Annotated in this window: 15 protein-coding genes and 5 tRNA genes; all 20 read right to left on the reverse strand. The window is 37.8% G+C overall.

Features of this window, described 5'->3' with window-relative positions; translation table 11 throughout:
• Window positions 1-19 precede the first annotated feature (19 nt).
• On the reverse strand, window positions 20-3,838 hold the full coding sequence (gene rpoB / locus IPJ53_11445) for a DNA-directed RNA polymerase subunit beta (protein ID MBK7799722.1): 3,819 nt from the start codon (window positions 3,836-3,838) through the stop codon (window positions 20-22).
• Window positions 3,839-3,983: 145 nt separating this feature from the next.
• A complete protein-coding gene (rplL, locus tag IPJ53_11450; GenBank protein ID MBK7799723.1) occupies window positions 3,984-4,364 on the reverse strand; it encodes a 50S ribosomal protein L7/L12 in 381 nt (126 codons plus the stop codon).
• A 62-nt stretch (window positions 4,365-4,426) separates the two neighbouring features.
• Entirely contained in the window at window positions 4,427-4,963 is a 537-nt protein-coding gene (locus IPJ53_11455) for a 50S ribosomal protein L10 (protein ID MBK7799724.1), read from the reverse strand.
• A 16-nt stretch (window positions 4,964-4,979) separates the two neighbouring features.
• Window positions 4,980-5,672 carry a 50S ribosomal protein L1 gene (locus IPJ53_11460; GenBank protein ID MBK7799725.1) on the reverse strand — a complete coding sequence of 231 codons (693 nt, stop codon included), beginning with the start codon at window positions 5,670-5,672 and terminating at the stop codon, window positions 4,980-4,982.
• Between the two features lie 57 nt (window positions 5,673-5,729).
• Window positions 5,730-6,173: a 50S ribosomal protein L11 gene (gene rplK, locus IPJ53_11465; GenBank protein MBK7799726.1), complete on the reverse strand. Its 444-nt coding sequence runs from the start codon at window positions 6,171-6,173 to the stop codon at window positions 5,730-5,732.
• A gap of 11 nt (window positions 6,174-6,184) precedes the next feature.
• On the reverse strand, window positions 6,185-6,733 hold the full coding sequence (gene nusG, locus IPJ53_11470; protein ID MBK7799727.1) for a transcription termination/antitermination factor NusG: 549 nt from the start codon (window positions 6,731-6,733) through the stop codon (window positions 6,185-6,187).
• A gap of 17 nt (window positions 6,734-6,750) precedes the next feature.
• Window positions 6,751-6,939 carry a preprotein translocase subunit SecE gene (gene secE, locus IPJ53_11475; GenBank protein MBK7799728.1) on the reverse strand — a complete coding sequence of 63 codons (189 nt, stop codon included), beginning with the start codon at window positions 6,937-6,939 and terminating at the stop codon, window positions 6,751-6,753.
• A 13-nt stretch (window positions 6,940-6,952) separates the two neighbouring features.
• Window positions 6,953-7,025: transfer RNA gene (locus IPJ53_11480), tRNA-Trp, on the reverse strand.
• A 51-nt stretch (window positions 7,026-7,076) separates the two neighbouring features.
• Window positions 7,077-8,273, reverse strand: coding sequence for an elongation factor Tu (tuf, locus tag IPJ53_11485; protein MBK7799729.1), 1,197 nt, complete (start codon window positions 8,271-8,273; stop codon window positions 7,077-7,079).
• Window positions 8,274-8,329: 56 nt separating this feature from the next.
• Window positions 8,330-8,401: transfer RNA gene (locus IPJ53_11490), tRNA-Thr, on the reverse strand.
• Window positions 8,402-8,468: 67 nt separating this feature from the next.
• Window positions 8,469-8,541, reverse strand: a tRNA-Gly gene (locus IPJ53_11495).
• A gap of 248 nt (window positions 8,542-8,789) precedes the next feature.
• A tRNA-Tyr gene (locus tag IPJ53_11500) sits at window positions 8,790-8,872 on the reverse strand.
• A gap of 22 nt (window positions 8,873-8,894) precedes the next feature.
• Window positions 8,895-8,967: transfer RNA gene (locus IPJ53_11505), tRNA-Thr, on the reverse strand.
• A gap of 94 nt (window positions 8,968-9,061) precedes the next feature.
• The gene (locus IPJ53_11510; GenBank protein MBK7799730.1) at window positions 9,062-9,367 is read right to left on the reverse strand and encodes an HPF/RaiA family ribosome-associated protein; all 306 of its coding nucleotides are present in this window, start codon (window positions 9,365-9,367) and stop codon (window positions 9,062-9,064) included.
• A gap of 41 nt (window positions 9,368-9,408) precedes the next feature.
• Window positions 9,409-10,302, reverse strand: coding sequence for a tyrosine-type recombinase/integrase (locus IPJ53_11515; GenBank protein MBK7799731.1), 894 nt, complete (start codon window positions 10,300-10,302; stop codon window positions 9,409-9,411).
• A 60-nt stretch (window positions 10,303-10,362) separates the two neighbouring features.
• Window positions 10,363-10,557: a 30S ribosomal protein S21 gene (locus IPJ53_11520; protein MBK7799732.1), complete on the reverse strand. Its 195-nt coding sequence runs from the start codon at window positions 10,555-10,557 to the stop codon at window positions 10,363-10,365.
• Window positions 10,558-10,803: 246 nt separating this feature from the next.
• The gene (locus IPJ53_11525; GenBank protein ID MBK7799733.1) at window positions 10,804-11,451 is read right to left on the reverse strand and encodes a hypothetical protein; all 648 of its coding nucleotides are present in this window, start codon (window positions 11,449-11,451) and stop codon (window positions 10,804-10,806) included.
• Window positions 11,452-11,462: 11 nt separating this feature from the next.
• Window positions 11,463-12,107, reverse strand: coding sequence for a DUF5011 domain-containing protein (locus IPJ53_11530; protein ID MBK7799734.1), 645 nt, complete (start codon window positions 12,105-12,107; stop codon window positions 11,463-11,465).
• Between the two features lie 23 nt (window positions 12,108-12,130).
• Window positions 12,131-13,594 carry a SusD/RagB family nutrient-binding outer membrane lipoprotein gene (locus IPJ53_11535; GenBank protein MBK7799735.1) on the reverse strand — a complete coding sequence of 488 codons (1,464 nt, stop codon included), beginning with the start codon at window positions 13,592-13,594 and terminating at the stop codon, window positions 12,131-12,133.
• 11 nt (window positions 13,595-13,605) lie between these two features.
• The gene (locus tag IPJ53_11540; GenBank protein MBK7799736.1) at window positions 13,606-16,746 is read right to left on the reverse strand and encodes a SusC/RagA family TonB-linked outer membrane protein; all 3,141 of its coding nucleotides are present in this window, start codon (window positions 16,744-16,746) and stop codon (window positions 13,606-13,608) included.
• Window positions 16,747-16,815: the final 69 nt, after the last annotated feature.

Here is a 16,815-nt window from a genome sequence, read left to right on the forward strand (position 1 = left end):
TTATCCCAGTTTTAAATTATTATTCAAATTTTACATCAAGTACAAGACCTCTTAATTCGTGAATCAATACGTTAAATGATTCTGGAATATTAGGTTCAGGGAGGTTTTCACCTTTTACAATTGCTTCATAAGTTTTTGCTCTACCGATGATGTCATCTGACTTTAATGTAAGCAATTCACGCAAAATATTTGATGCGCCAAATGCCTCAAGAGCCCAAACTTCCATCTCTCCAAATCTTTGACCTCCAAACTGTGCTTTACCACCAAGAGGTTGCTGTGTAATCAGTGAGTATGGGCCTATTGATCTCGCGTGCATTTTATCATCGACCATGTGTGAAAGTTTAAGCATATAAATTACTCCCACAGTAGCCTGCTGATGAAATCTATCGCCAGTTTCTCCATCGATCAAATAGGATTGACCGAATGCTGGAAGATCTGCTTTTTTAATGTAATCATCAATGTCATGGATGGTAGCACCATCAAAAATCGGGGTAGCAAAATGCATACCTAATTTCTTTCCAGCCCAACCCAAAACAGTTTCAAAAATCTGGCCCAGGTTCATCCTTGAAGGTACTCCAAGTGGATTCAAAACTATATCCACAGGTGTTCCGTCCTCAAGAAAAGGCATATCCTCTACCCTGACTATTTTGGAAACAATCCCTTTATTACCATGTCGACCAGCTAGTTTATCCCCAACTTTTAATTTCCTTTTCTTGGCAATATAGACTTTTGCCAATTTTAAAACTCCTGATGGCAATTCGTCACCAATACTGATGTTAAATTTTTCACGCTTAAATCTACCAATCTCCTCACTTACCTTAATATTGAAATTATGGAGTAAAGTAGCAATCATCTTGTTCTTATCTTCATCTTTGGTCCAGTTGGCATAATCAACTTTATTGAAGTCAACCTTTTTCAGTGAAGTATTTGTATACTTAGTTCCCTTGGATATTACTTCTTCCCCATAGATACTTTTAACTCCTGCAGAAACCTGATCTTTAACTATTTTGAGCAATTTGTCAACCAGGATAATCCTCAATTCATTGAGAATTACATTATGTTTATCTTCCAGACGTTGTAACAAATCTTTTTCCTGAACTTTCTGGAATTTATCCTTCTTAGCTCTGGCATAAAGCTGTTTGTCTATTACAACTCCTTCTATTGAAGGCGGCACTTTTAAAGATGCATCTTTAACATCTCCAGCTTTATCACCAAAAATAGCACGAAGTAATTTTTCTTCAGGCGTAGGATCTGTTTCTCCCTTAGGTGTAATTTTTCCTATCAGGATATCTCCTTCCTCCACATTTGCACCGATTCGGATAATTCCATTTTCGTCAAGATCCTTAGTGGCTTCTTCACTAACATTTGGAATGTCATTGGTCAATTCCTCCTCTCCTAATTTTGTATCTCTTACTTCAAGTTCAAAACTTTCAATATGAATAGAGGTAAAAACATCCTCTTGGATAACCCGCTCAGAAATAACGATGGCATCTTCAAAGTTGTAACCTTTCCAAGGCATAAATGCTACCTGAAGATTTGTCCCTAAGGCTAATTCTCCTGATTCAGTGGCGTAACCTTCACTCAGAATTGTTCCGGCAGTTACCCGATCCCCTTTCATTACAATAGGTTTCAGATTAATACAGGTTGCCTGGTTTGTTCTTGCAAATTTTGTTAACGGATATTCTTTTACGCTGTCTTCAAAAGAAACCAATTGTTCATCTGATGAATGGTCATAACGGATGACAATTTTATTAGCATCCACAAATTCAACGGTTCCATCCCCTTCTGCGTTAATCAGCATTCGTGAATCCAACGCAACTTTTCCTTCTAATCCAGTACCTACTATTGGCGCTTGTGGTTTGATTAAAGGGACGGCTTGACGTTGCATGTTAGATCCCATCAAAGCTCTGTTGGCATCATCATTCTCCAAAAACGGAATTAAAGATGCTGAAACGCCAACAATTTGATTGGGAGCTACATCCATAAAGTTCAGGTCCCCAGGTTCAAATATTGGAAATTCCCCATGCTCGCGACCTTTCATTCGGTCAATCTGAAATTCTCCTTTTTTATTAACAGGGACATTTGCTTGAGCAATTTTTGCGTAATCTTCTTCTTCAGCAGAAAGAAACTTAATGCCATGATTTAGATTAACCTTACCATTTTCAACTTTCCAATAAGGCGTCTCCAAGAATCCCATCGGGTTAATTCTTGCATGCACACAAAGTGTTGAAATAAGTCCAATATTAGGTCCTTCAGGAGTTTCAATCGTACACAAACGTCCATAATGCGAATAGTGAACGTCCCTCACTTCAAACCCTGCTCTCTCTCTTGAAAGTCCTCCAGGACCGAGTGCCGAAATTCTTCTCTTATGAGTTATCTCTGACAATGGATTGGTCTGATCCAAAAATTGAGAAAGCTGGCTAGTACCAAAAAATGAATTAATTACAGAAGATAACGTCCGCGCGTTGATCAAATCAATCGGAGTAAAAACTTCATTATCCCGAACATTCATTCTTTCACGAATAGTTCTGGCCATTCTTGCTAATCCTACTCCAAATTGAGCAAAAAGCTGCTCACCTACTGATCGAACTCTTCTATTTGAAAGGTGATCAATATCATCTAGCTCTGCTTTCTGGTTAATCAAAGAAACAAGGTACTTAACAATTGAAATTATATCTTCTTTCGTTAAAACCAGTACTGCATCAGAGGTATTTAATTTTAGACGATTATTAATTTTATATCGGCCTACTTCACCTAAGTTGTATCTTTTGTCAGAGAAGAATAATTTATCAATAATTCCCCTTGCTGTTTCTTCGTCCGGTGGATCGGAACCTCTGAGTTGTCTGTAAATATGTGTAACCGCTTCTAATTCTGAACTGGAAGGGTCCTTTTGCAAAGTGTTATAAATGATGGAATAATCCTCTTCAATATCTTCCTTTTGGAGGATTATGGTATCCACGTTTGCTTCTTGTACCTGCTTAATGTTGTCTTCATCAAGAATAGTATCCCTTTCAAGAATAATTTCATTCCTCTCCAAAGTCACCAACTCGCCAGTATCTTCATCAACGAAGTCTTCTGTCCATCTCCTGAGAACTCGTGCAGCTAATTTTCTGCCAATGGCTTTTTTCAGTTCTTTTGCTGAGGCCTTAATTTCCTCTGCAAGATTGAACAAATTCAAAATATCTTTATCTGTATCAAATCCGATAGCTCTTAAAAGAGTGGTTACCGGAAACTTTTTTTTGCGGTCAATGTATGCGTACATCACCATATTGATGTCTGTCGCAAACTCCATCCAGGCTCCTTTAAAAGGAATGACTCTGGCAGAGAAAATTTTAGTTCCATTTGGATGGTAGGACTGGCTAAAAAACACACCAGGTGAACGGTGTAACTGAGAAACTACTACCCTTTCCGCTCCATTGATTACGAAAGTACCTTTTGGAGTCATATAAGGTATGTTACCCAAAAACACATCTTGCTCTATAGTTTTGAAGTCAACATGCTCTTCATCATTGCATGAAAGTCTTAACCTTGCCTTTAATGGAACACTATAGGTCAAACCACGCTGGACACATTCGTCAATATCATAGCGAGGTGGATCCACATAATAATCCAAAAATTCAAGCATAAAAATGCTTCTTGCATCAGAAATTGGAAAGTTTTCCTTAAAAACTTTAAACAACCCTTCATTTGTTCTCTTATCAGGAGTGGTTTCCAATTGAAAAAATTCTTTAAACGATTTCAATTGAATTTCCAAAAAGTCAGGGTAGAAAGTGCTTAGTGAAGCTTTGGAAAAACTGTGTCTCGATCTTGAGTTCTTGTTAACAACGCTTACAGCCATTTACTTAATTATTTGGGCATTAACCCATTAAAAAAATCAAAATTATCTAAAACACTAAAAGGCTTAGGTCATATTAATTAATATGACCTAAGCCAGATCAGTTGTATTCCTTTTTCCTAAAAGGCATACTTCGACTGGGGTAAAATTATTTTACTTCAATTTCAGCCCCTGCAGCTGTCAAAGTATCTTTCAAGGAATTAGCTTCTTCTTTAGAAACTCCTTGCTTCAAAACAGAAGGAGCCCCGTCAACTAAATCCTTAGCTTCTTTCAAACCTAAATTAAGAATGTTTTTAACTTCTTTAATTACGTTAAGTTTGTTAGCACCTCCGGATTTAAGTATTACGTCAAATTCAGTTTGTTCAGCAGCAGCAGCGCCTCCTTCAGCGGCAGCAGGAGCAGCAGCAACAGCAACAGCAGCAGCAGCAGGCTCAATTCCATATTGATCTTTAAGTACTGAAGCTAGTTCATTAACCTCTTTAATGGTTAGGTTTACCAGTTGTTCAGCTAAAGCATTTACATTAACCATGATAAAAAAAATTTTCTTTGTTAGTTAAATAATATTAATAGCGCAAAGCTTGGAAGCCAATTTTATGAATTTCCTTCTGATCTTTCCTGCAAGGTCTTAACTAACCCAGCAATCGTGGAACCTCCGGACTTTAATGCACCTATAACTCTTGTAGCAGGTGATTGTAACAACATCAATACTTCTCCAACCAAATCTTCCTTAGACTTCAATTTTACGAGGACTTTGATTTGGTCGTCTCCAGTAAAGACATCAGTATCAATATAAGCTGCCTTAAGTAACGGTCTTTCGTGTGTCTTTCTGAATGCTTCTAATAAGTGTGCAGGTTCCTTTGCATTTTCTGTAAATAAAATTGCGCTAGGACCTGACAATGAAGCATATATTTCAGCATACTCTCCGTTTTTCTCAATACCCTGGAGAGCCTTTTTGGCAAGTGTGTTTTTTACCACTTGCATTTCTATTCCCTTATCAAAACACAATCTTCGGAAATTATTTACTTGCTCTACAGTCAATGTAGAAGAGTCAGTAATATAGAAGAATTGAGCTTGAGAGAATTTATCTTTTAATTGTTCAATTGCCAATGTTTTTTCTTCGCGAGTCATTGTTGTAATTTTAAAATTAACGAACTACTTTTGGATCAATCTTCAATCCAGGGCTCATGGAAGAGGCCATGGAAATTGATTTAAAATATGCACCCTTAGAGGAAGACGGCTTCATTTTATTGATTGCCTGAAGTAATTCTTCAGCATTTTCTTTAAGCTTGGCCGGGCTGAAGGATACTCTACCCACAGAAGCATGAATGATTCCAAATTTATCAACTCTAAATGCGATTTTACCTCCTTTGACTTCATTAACTGCATTTGCAATATCCATTGTAACGGTACCTGTCTTTGGGTTAGGCATTAATCCTCTTGGACCCAAAATACGTCCAATTTTACCCAATTTAGCCATCACAGTTGGCATCGCAATAATTACGTCTATGTCAGTCCAACCACCTTCAATCTTTTGAAGGTATTCGTCAAGACCGACATAATCCGCACCAGCAGCAGTTGCTTCTGCTTCTTTATCAGGTGTACAGAGCACCAATACCCTTTTTGTCTTTCCTGTTCCATTAGGTAATGTAACTGTTCCTCTGATTGCTTGATCCGGTTTTCTAGGATCTACTCCGAGTCTGACATGCAGGTCAACAGAAGAATCAAATTTGGTAGTGTTCACTTCTTTTACCAAACCACAAGCCTCATCAAGGTTGTAGAATTTGGCAACATCGACTAAGGCATTTGACTTTTGCCTTTTTTTAGAAACTTTTGCCATATAATAAATTTGTGAGGTCAGCGTAAGTAATACTTACTCCCTCGTTAATTAAATATTTTAGTTTTCCCAAGGAGGGTTACCAGAAACAGTAAGTCCCATACTTCTAGCTGAACCAGCTACCATTTTCATAGCAGATTCCAAAGTAAAAGCATTTAAATCTGGCATCTTTATTTTTGCAATTTCCTCAACCTGACTCCAAGTAACAGAACCTACTTTTTTACGGTTCGGTTCAGGTGATCCTTTTGCTACCTTAGAAAGTTCAAGCAACTGGATTGCAGCAGGAGGAGTTTTAACAACAAAATCAAAGGATTTATCCTTGAATACAGTAATCACAACAGGCAATAATTTACCCGGTGTGTCCTGCGTTTTTGCATTAAAGCGCTTACAAAACTCCATAATGTTTACCCCTTTGGATCCTAAAGCAGGACCAACAGGAGGTGCTGGATTAGCTTGCCCACCCTTAACCTGAAGCTTAATAAAAGTTTCGATTTCCTTAGCCATACGACTTTTCTTTAATTATTTTTTTCAACCTGCATGAAGTTTAATTCAACTTCAGTACCGCGGCCAAATATTTTTACAATTACTTTTAATTTCTTTTTCTCTTCATTTACGTCCTTCACATCTCCTATGAAATCATTGAAAGGACCATCTATAATTTTTACAGTTTCTCCTACTATAAAAGGCTCAATCATCGTCTCACCAGCTTCCTGAGATTCATCAACTTTACCAAGCATCCTGTTGGCTTCAACAGAGGTCATCGGTATAGGATTATTCTTCCCAAGAAAATGTATGATATCAGGAAGATTTGCAATGTGTTGTATAATCTCTCCGCTAAATTTAGCAGGAACTGCTTCAACCAACAAATAACCAGGAAGAATATTCCTCTCCATGATTACCTTTTTGCTGTTTCTTATTTTGTAAACTTTCTCTGAGGGAACAATCACCTGTGTGACTATTTCGCTCCAACCTGATCTAAGAATGTCAGCTATTAACCTCTCCCGGATTTTCTTTTCTTTTCCGCTAATCACTCTAAGCGAGTACCACCTTTTGTCGTCAGCCATTATAGAGTGATTAATTATTACGCATTATAAACGAACCCTAATAAACCATTAAACACCAAGTCCATGATAAGGATGACTATGGCAATAATTGAGGAGGCAATAATTACCACCCTTGCACTGTCTAAAAGATTCGGCCAGGTTGGCCAGGTAACCTTTTCTAACAGTTCATTATAACTTTCCCTTAAATATAATAAAAGCTTATCCATCAATATTCATTTGCACGGGCAGAAGGACTTGAACCCTCAGCCTACGGTTTTGGAGACCGTCGCTCTGCCAGTTGAGCTATGCCCGTAAATCCCGCAACCGGTTTCAACCGATTGCGGGATTAACAAAACAAGATTTTTTATGCAATAATTTCAGTTACCTGTCCGGCTCCAACCGTACGGCCACCTTCCCTGATTGCAAAACGAAGACCTTTCTCCATTGCAATTGGGCTTAAAAGTGTAACTTCCAAAGAAACATTATCTCCAGGCATTACCATTTCTACTCCTTCCGGAAGTTGACATTCTCCTGTCACATCAGTTGTTCGGAAATAGAATTGAGGACGGTACCCTTTGAAGAATGGAGTATGTCTTCCACCCTCATCCTTTGACAATACGTATACCTCGCATTTAAATTTCAAGTGAGGCTTAACCGATCCAGGTGCGCAGATAACCATTCCTCTCTTAATGTCATCTTTTTCAACACCTCTCAATAGTAGACCTGCATTATCGCCAGCCTCTCCACGATCAAGCAATTTACGGAACATTTCTACTCCAGTACATGTGGAGGTCAGAGGTTTATCCTCTGGTTTCATCATTCCAACGATCTCTACAGATTCACCTACCTTTATAATACCCCTTTCAATTCTTCCAGTTGCTACAGTACCACGACCTGTAATAGAGAATACATCCTCTACTGGCATTAGAAATGGTTTATCAATCAAACGAACAGGTTCAGGAATTTGGGTATCGACAGCCTCCATTAGATCATAGATAGCTTGTTTACCGGCTGCGTCGCCTTCAAGGGCTTTAAGAGCTGATCCTTTAATAATCGCCGCCGTATCACCATTAAATTGATATTTATCAAGCAACTCCCGCACTTCCATTTCTACAAGTTCCAACATTTCAGGATCATCAACAAGATCAACCTTGTTCATGAACACAACGATGGCAGGAACACCAACCTGGCGTGCCAAGAGAATGTGCTCTCTTGTTTGAGGCATAGGTCCGTCAGTAGCTGCTACCACAAGGATTGCTCCGTCCATTTGAGCCGCACCTGTTACCATGTTTTTAACATAGTCAGCGTGACCAGGACAGTCTACGTGGGCGTAATGCCTGTTTTTTGTTTCATACTCTACGTGAGCAGTGTTAATCGTAATACCCCTTTCTTTTTCTTCAGGAGCGTTATCGATTGAATCATAGTCTTTTTTCTGTGCTAACCCCTGTTCTGAAAGAACTGAAGTGATTGCAGATGTTAATGTGGTTTTACCGTGGTCAACGTGGCCTATTGTGCCTATGTTAACATGGGGTTTGGACCGATTAAAACTTTCCTTTGCCATTGGATACTATTTTAAAAGATTGTTACAGTTATTGAATAAAAAAAAATACTTGTTTGAGCCAATGAAGGGAATTGAACCCTTGACCCCTTCCTTACCATGGAAGTGCTCTACCCCTGAGCTACATTGGCTAAGTGTAAAGAACCCCTTAATAAGGAGGATCTCTTAATTTAATCTCTACTTTTAGAGATTCTTGTGAGCGGGAGACGAGACTCGAACCCGCGACCCTTAGCTTGGAAGGCTAATGCTCTACCAACTGAGCTACTCCCGCCTAAAATATATTAACTCAATTCCCTCGAACTGACTTTTTCCTCAATAAAAAGGTTAATCAATAACCTTATTTTTTTTAAATCAAACCAACTAAAAGTTCTCTTTCATCTAAAATTTGAATCCAAGTATAATGTAAAATTTTCTTGTAAAACAAATAACAGTTATAAAAATATACTTTCAGCATCGCATGATTCTGATGGTCTGCCCAATTTATATTCTCTGACAGGTTTCCCCACAGAATAAATTGTGTGGGGGTGATTGGACTCGAACCCATTCAGTCATAGACACCAGATTTACAGTCTGGCCCGGCTCTCCAACTCCGGCGCACCCCCTCAGAATATAAAATTAGATCAGAGCCAGTGGACGGACTCGAACCCCCGACCAGCTGATTACAAGTCAGCTGCTCTACCAACTGAGCTACACTGGCAAATACTAAAACAAGGGCACACTTTTCTACCCTTTCTTAAAATGAGTTGCAAAGATAAAACTTATTTTAATTTGCCAATATATTTTTTTAAATCTTAGTGTTTTTGTTGGAGCTTTTCTTTAAATCTTAGTAATTGCCTTTTAAGGCTGTGAAGCACCATATAGAAGGCCTTTTCAAAGGTTTTGTCCTTCGCTTTAACTATCAAAGGATGCCCTGGAAGATTAACAATTATTTCAACAATCTTATCGCTCACTTGTCCAACCTTTTCCATTTTAAGGATGACTTTGGCTTCTGCTTCCAACTTTGTAAGATACTGATCAAAAGTTTGCAATTTTGATTCAATGATTTGTAAAAGTTTCTGATCTGCATCAAAATGGATAGACTGAATTCTTACTTGCATAATTAAAATTTTTAATTAATATTTAATAAAAAATTACTTATCTAATTGTTTTTTAATGCTTTAGGATGACAGCGGCCATAAGCTTCCTTAATTTTAGTAACTGTATTATGTGTGTAAATTTGAGTAGCATTCAGGCTTGTGTGTCCCAAAAGTTCTTTAATTGCATAAATATCTGCTCCTGCCTCTGCTAAGTGGGTTGCGAAACTATGTCGCAGAACATGGGGACTTTTCTTGCTTACGGAGGTTTGGATTGAAAGTTTGGTCGAAATTACATTATGTATCAATTTAGGGTAAGCCTTATCCCCACCATTAGTGCTAAAAAGGAAATCATGTCTCTCACCCACCAATTCTGACCTTTTAGGTAGATAACGCAGAATATCTTTCTTTAGTTCGTTTCCAAAAGGAATAATTCTCTCTTTTTGGCCTTTCCCCAACACTTTAATATGTTGGCTAACTAAATTTATATCTGCAAGCTTTAAATTAATTAACTCTGATCTTCGAATACCGGTTTCATATAATAACCTGATCATTAACAAATCTCTGTATTGGAAGGGGTTGTCGGTTTCAAGCTCCATCGAATTGGATAAAAAGCTTAAATCGGTGGCTTTGAAAACTGTAGGCAGTCTCCTCTTTAGCTTAGGACTGACTATCTTTCTCATAGGATTTTGGAGTAAGACGCCTTCTCGTTTGAGAAATTTAAAATAACTCTTAAGACAAGAAATTTTTCGAACAATTGAACTAGGGTCTAGCCCATTGCCATTTAAACTAACTAACCAAGATCGAATGTGAAAATGATTGGATTCTTCTATAACTTCTAAATTGAAGTCATTCAAAAGATAATAACTAAATTGGCTTAAATCAGATTGGTATGCAAGAATAGTGTGGTCAGAAAACCTCTTTTCGTACTTTAAAAAATTCAAATAATCACTAACCATATTCTTAGCCTAATTCGAGGCTAAGTTAGTGAATTATAATAACAAATATATTATAAATTATTATAATTCGTTCTTTGCAATATACAGCCCTCGAAATTGCGCTTTCAAAACTTCAGACCTTCTTTCTACTGAAGGCTTTGTGAAATGCTTGCGTCTTCTCAACTCTTTCAAAGTACCCGTTTGCTCAAATTTCTTTTTGTACTTTTTTAAAGCTCTATCAATTGATTCTGAATCTCTTACGTCAATTACCAACATAGATTATGTTAAATTTAGGGTGCAAAGATAAACGCTTTTATTTTATTTACATATATCAGATATGAAATTATCACCTTTTTGATAATAATGTCTTGATGAACACCATAATCCTAGCTCATAATTGTCAACTTATTACTTTTTGGTAATTAATCAGATCAAAAAATTAGAAGACATTAATTCGGGTTAAAATAAAAAAGGGCCGAAAATACTTTCAGCCCTTTTAAGTAATCTTACTTTTTAATTTTATTAATGCTCATCTTCCAAAAATCCTGTTCGCTTATATCCGGCCATTATATAAGGTCCATCCGCACTTTCTGAAGTTCCGGCAAGTTTCCAAACAACGGTAGTATCTACCCCATTAACTGTGTAAGAATCTGCGACATAATTAAAGGATTTATACAACCATGTTATTCGACATTGTAAAAAATCTGTTTTTGTTTTAGATGGAGGTGTATAGCTATTTTTTGTAATAGCTCCTCCTTCAATGGTCACCAAAGCAGGAATTTTCGGAGATATAGTATCTGTTGTGCCAATTGCCACAACAGGCTTGCCAGCAGGGGGAGTTTCACTGAAAAGCAAATTATTAGCATTAATTGAGCTAAAGGTAAGCGAAGTTTGATTGGTGTTAATTATAGATTGAAAATCTATTGTAGGATCAATATGCAACCAATTAATCCACATTTTATCCCCAATATTTGCTGCAGTATTTGAGGTGGTCGCCAAACTATAATCCACATAGAGTGTACTATCCACAGCATCCATTAACTGAAGGTACCACTCCCCTGCCATTGCCTCTGTATTTGACCCTTCTATCGCTGGATTATCAGTCAAATCACACGAACTAAAAAGAGAGGTTAGTAGGAGGCTAAATAAAACTATTTTGATATTTTTCATCGTCATTACTTTTATTGTTTAACAAATGTCCTTAATGCAGTACCATAACCAGAGTTGATTACAACCCATTTATAACTTGTATTAAGTTGAACTGTTGAATTAATACAAGAGAACGTAGCTCCTGCAACTAATTGCTCAGGCACGCCTAATTTATCCCCATCATAATGATAAAAATAAACTGTTGTTGCAGGACCCGGGCTCGCGACACCTCCAACATTATCCGATTTATAAAAGTTGTCTGAAATTTTGGTCACCGTACTAACCCCTTGTGCTCCTGCATTTCTTTTATATTTACCAGACATGTCAATTCCTTTAACATTTGGGGCAATCACTCCGACATATCGATATTCAGTTGCTGAATATCCGTCTTTATTTAAGGCGGTATAAGTGATAGTGTACACTCCTGGTTTTTGAGTATCCACAACATCCCCTCCAACCTTAACTTGAATTTCAGAATCACCTTCCTTGGCAATTACTCCCTCATCTTTAAATGATCCGCCTTGATCCACAGTATTCCATTGTGCTCCTTTTAGAGTAATTGTTGGATAATAAGTAATTCTTGACACATCAGCTGTGGTGTCCTCTAATTCACACGAAGAAAGGGAGACAACAAACAGTGCCAGAACCATTAATATGCTTGCTAAATAATTTTTCATTTTTTAAACTTTTTAATTGTGAATTATTTTGCCCACCAAACTTTTTCTGTGATTGCTACAAAAGCAGGTGTATTTGGGTTTACCCTTCTGGATAAATCCGGAAAAATTAACCTCTTAGGAAACTTGCCGCTAGTTACTCCTTCAATTGAATAGGTATATCTACCTGGAACGTAAGATGCATCACTTGCAGGTACATTCGAAATTCTTGGATAACCTGTTCTGTTTTGATCGAAGTAACTTTCATAGCCCTGGTTAACTGAAGCCATCCACTTCTGAGTTATAATGGCTTCCAGTTTTTCAGCAGTTGTTCCAGAGGTTGGAAACTTATATGCGTTGTCCAACAAATTCTGAGGAGCTGTCAAACCAAACTTGGCAAAAGCATCTTTTATTCCATTGTAATAATGATTTTCAACACTTGCTCCTGTTCTAAGGGAAGCTTCAGCAAGCATGAAGTCAACTTCATCAGCTGAAAAGAAATAGAATGGAGTTGTAGCTGAAAACTTGGCTGAAGAAGGTCTTGCCCCTGGAGTGACAGAAGTCAATTCATTGAAATCACCTTGAGCCAGAGCAAAATGCCCTGCACTTCCTGGAACAAAATAAGCATCCAACCTTGGATCATTGTTAGCTTGCAGTAAGGACATCAAAGTATATGAAGCTCTGATATTGGTTGCAACATTTAGCTGCCGTACGTTATTCTCGTACAAAGGATTGGACCTGTTGGCCTCATCAATAAAAATAGAAATTGCAGCATGACCAGTTAGAAATGCAGTTCCTGAACTTAACATGTTATTGATCTTCTGAGTAGCATCTGCTGCTCTGGAACTTTCTGTTTGTCTTAACAGCATTTTTAATTTGAGCGTATTGGCAAATCTTTTCCAACTGTCAATTTGACCAGATTTATCCTGAGAGCCAAAAATAAGATCTGAAGTAACTTTCACTACCGTAGCAGCATTAAAGTCCTTGGCCAAAGCGGCATTAATTCTGGTAAACAATTCATCATAAATTGCTTCACCATCATCAAACTTTGGAGTTAGATTGGCAGAACCCTGCACAGCTTCCTTACATGGCACCTTATCATACAAGTCAGCAAGTATCTGATAGGTATAAGCTTCCAAACAAGTCGCCTGCAAATATGAATTCCATTCACCAGCAGCTGAAGATTTGGTTTTAATTTCTGCCAAATCAACCAAAGCATCGCTGTACAACTCAGACCAATCAATTTCAAAATCCTTATCGGTCAAATCATATGAATCAATATCCTTATACTGTGAAGCAATATGACTTTGAGTCCAATGTTGGGACCATATCCCACCTAAAATAGCATAGTCTCCTCCAACAGATCCGGCAATTTGCATTTGCGCATTTGGCAACACTAAATCTGCAGGAACTTCAGTTGGGTTATTTGGATCTGTATTGACATCCAACCACTCATTACATGAGGATCCGGCCAATAATACAAAAGCGAATAATATTAAAAACTTTTTCATGTTTTCTTCTTTTAATATTTAATGTTTAAAGTAATACCATAGCTACTTGTAGAAGGCCCGGTTGAAAATTCACCCAACTGGCTAGCCAAAGAAGTACCAAAAGTATTTGATTCAGGATCTACAAAGTGATTATCTGATGGAGTCCACAACAACAGGTTTCTACCCCATGCAGTTACGGAAACATTATTTATCGAACCTTTAAACCATCCTGTTGGAAGGGCGTAAGTCAAAGACACGTTTCTTAGCTTAAAAAAGGTTTTATCCAAAATGTGGTTGTACTCATAGGATGGAGTTGCACCATAATAGGTAAAAACATCAGAACGTGAAATTGGAGTAGTATTTTCGGAAAAAGTACCATCTCCATTATCGACCACAGAATTAGGAACTATCCAAGGTTGTCTGTCATTATATTGAGAATTCCAGGCATTACCAACAAAATAATTCAACCTTGCTGTGTAAGAATAAAATAATCCACCTTTACGATAGTCTGCATTGGCATTTAAAGTCCAATTTTTGAATTTTAAATAGGTTCCGAAACCAGTTGAAAAATCAGGATTTATAGACCCTCTTAATACTTTTGCAGCAGATTGAAGCGGAAGACCTGTAGCAGGATTTACCACAATCTTTCCATCTGCAGTTCTTTGAACATCCGGTGTATAAATGGTTCCAACGGGTTTGCCAACTTCTGCTCTCAACTCAACATTGTAAGCATCATTTAGCAAAATGGAAGTACCTTCTGAATCACCTAAAGACAAAACTTCATTTCTGTTTCTGCTGTAATTAAAATTAACACCCCATTCAAAATTTGTAGTCCTAACAGGAACCAAATCAATCATTGCTTCAAAACCTGCATTCTTAATTTCTCCCAAATTAATAACCTGTGAACGATATCCACTTGTTGGATCTACATCGATTTCAATTATTTGATCTTTAGTTCTTTTATCATAAACAGAAAGATCAAGACCTATTCTTCTTTTAAACATTTGTGCTTCAACTCCAAACTCCAATTCAGAGGTGAGCTCTGGCTTCAAACTTTTATTTCCAATTCTGTCTCCAATTTCAAATGAATTAAATCCACCTATTGGGAAATTGATAAATCCAAATCCGCCTGCTCTTGCTTGAGCGGCACCATACACACTGTTGATACGGTAAGGTTGAGCATCATTTCCTGTAAAGGCATACCCTGCTCTTAACTTAAGGAAGTCAAAATAATTGGACATTTCAAATGCATCAGAAAGTACAGCACTAACAGTAACCCCCGGATAAAAGAAAGAGTTATTATCCTTTGGAAGTGTACTGGACCAGTCGTTTCTTCCTTGCAATCCCAAGTACAACCAATCTCTAAAGCCTAACGTGGCCATTCCAAAGACTCCAACCAACCTTCTTTTGGTACGAGCTGTTGCCGTAACTGGCTGTGTTGTTGTGTTTGACAGATTGTAATATCCAGGAATGGATAGATTGGTAATCTCTGTAGAGAAACTTTTAAAAGTAGTTTCATTCGCATTTTGACCTACTAATAGATCTAAATCAAGATCTTCTGTAAGGTCAAATTTATAAGCAAGGGTAAGATCGGAATTGATTTGTCTGTTCGTGATAGTCGCCTCCGCAACTTTTCCTACTACATCATTTGCAGGATCGTTTGGCGCTCCTGCTGTGATTTTAGAAACGTTGCCATATTCGAAGATTGATCCATTGGCAAAATCACCCCCAACATTCCATTTGGCCTTAAGACCTTTCAATAATTCATATTCCAAGCCAATATTTCCAATGGTTTTATTTTCATTGTAATTATTACCCGTTTCATTCAAGATGAAATATGGATTTTGGGCATACAGAGTATGGAAATTGTCAACATTGTAGAATTTGTTCTTGTAATCCGCGTAATCTACAATTGAATGATCTCTTGGAACTTGAATAATTTCTTGCCAAATGACTTTTCCTGCTCCGGCGTCATCGCCCTGACCAGTTGCTACTGCATCTAAATCTTTCACGCTGAATATTACACCTGTATTCACTGTGAGCTTACCGAATGAGGTTCCCCCATTAAACGAAAGTGAATTTCTTACCAATTTATCGCCATCCAATGGAACAACTCCATCATTGTTCAAATAGGTATAACCAAGTCGGAAATGAGAATTTCCATTTGAACCGCTTATACCAACAGAATGCGAAGTCTCACGCCCTAACTCAAAGAAATCTTTTAGGTTATCATCCAACACTTTAAATGGTTTTAACAACTGGGAGTTATCCACAACATTCCCCCAAAGTCTGTCAACACCATCTGCTCTTGGGCCCCAGGACCCATTTTCTTCGTAAGCAAACAATCCACTCCATCCCTGACCATAAGTGTTTTGTAAATGAGGAACCCTAAGAACTTGGGAAACTCCAATATTACCGGTGTATTCCACACCAAGTTTATCCTTGGATCTCTTTCCGGATTTTGTAGTGATCAATATGACCCCAGCAGCTCCTCTACTACCATAAAGTGCAGTAGCAGCACTTCCTCTTAACACAGTTGCTGTTTCCACATCAGCCACATTCAAATCTGAAAACTGATTTCCATAGTCCGCAGACCGATTAAAATCATCATTTGGATTGTTCAGGTTTGTAATTCCGTTAATAGTTCTGTTATTAACCGGAACTCCATCGATCACAAATAATGGCTCAGTCCTCCCTGTCACCGAGGCAAAACCTCTGATGTTGATGGAAGATGATGCCCCAGGAGAACCAGAATTGGTTTGGATTGATAATCCGGGTACTCTTGATGACAAGGCATCCAATACGTTGGCATTTCTTGTCTGACCTAAAACAGAATTATCAACTTCAGAAGCTGCATAACCCAGGGTTTTTTTCTCCCTAGAAATACCTAAAGCTGTTACAACTGTTTCATTAAGTAAAACACCTTCGGCTAAGGAAACATCCACCATGTTGCTTGCCCCTAAGGCAATTTCCTGAGAAACATACCCGGTGTATGTAAATACCAAAGTAGTAACGCCTTCTGGGACACTTAGGGCATAAGCCCCGTTTTCATTTGTTATGGTTCCAATATTGGTGCCCTTGGCCACCACATTTGCACCAATAACGGCAACACCTTCTTTGTCAGTAACTGTTCCTTTCACCAAGCGTTGTGCAGACACAATACCTATAGCCATCAGGAAAAACACTGACATGAACAAAAGTTTCTTCATGTTAAGTAGATTTATAAAATGGGTTAAAAATGA

It is taken from the genome of Candidatus Vicinibacter affinis, from assembly GCA_016714365.1.
In the GTDB taxonomy this organism is placed as follows: domain Bacteria; phylum Bacteroidota; class Bacteroidia; order Chitinophagales; family Saprospiraceae; genus Vicinibacter; species Vicinibacter affinis.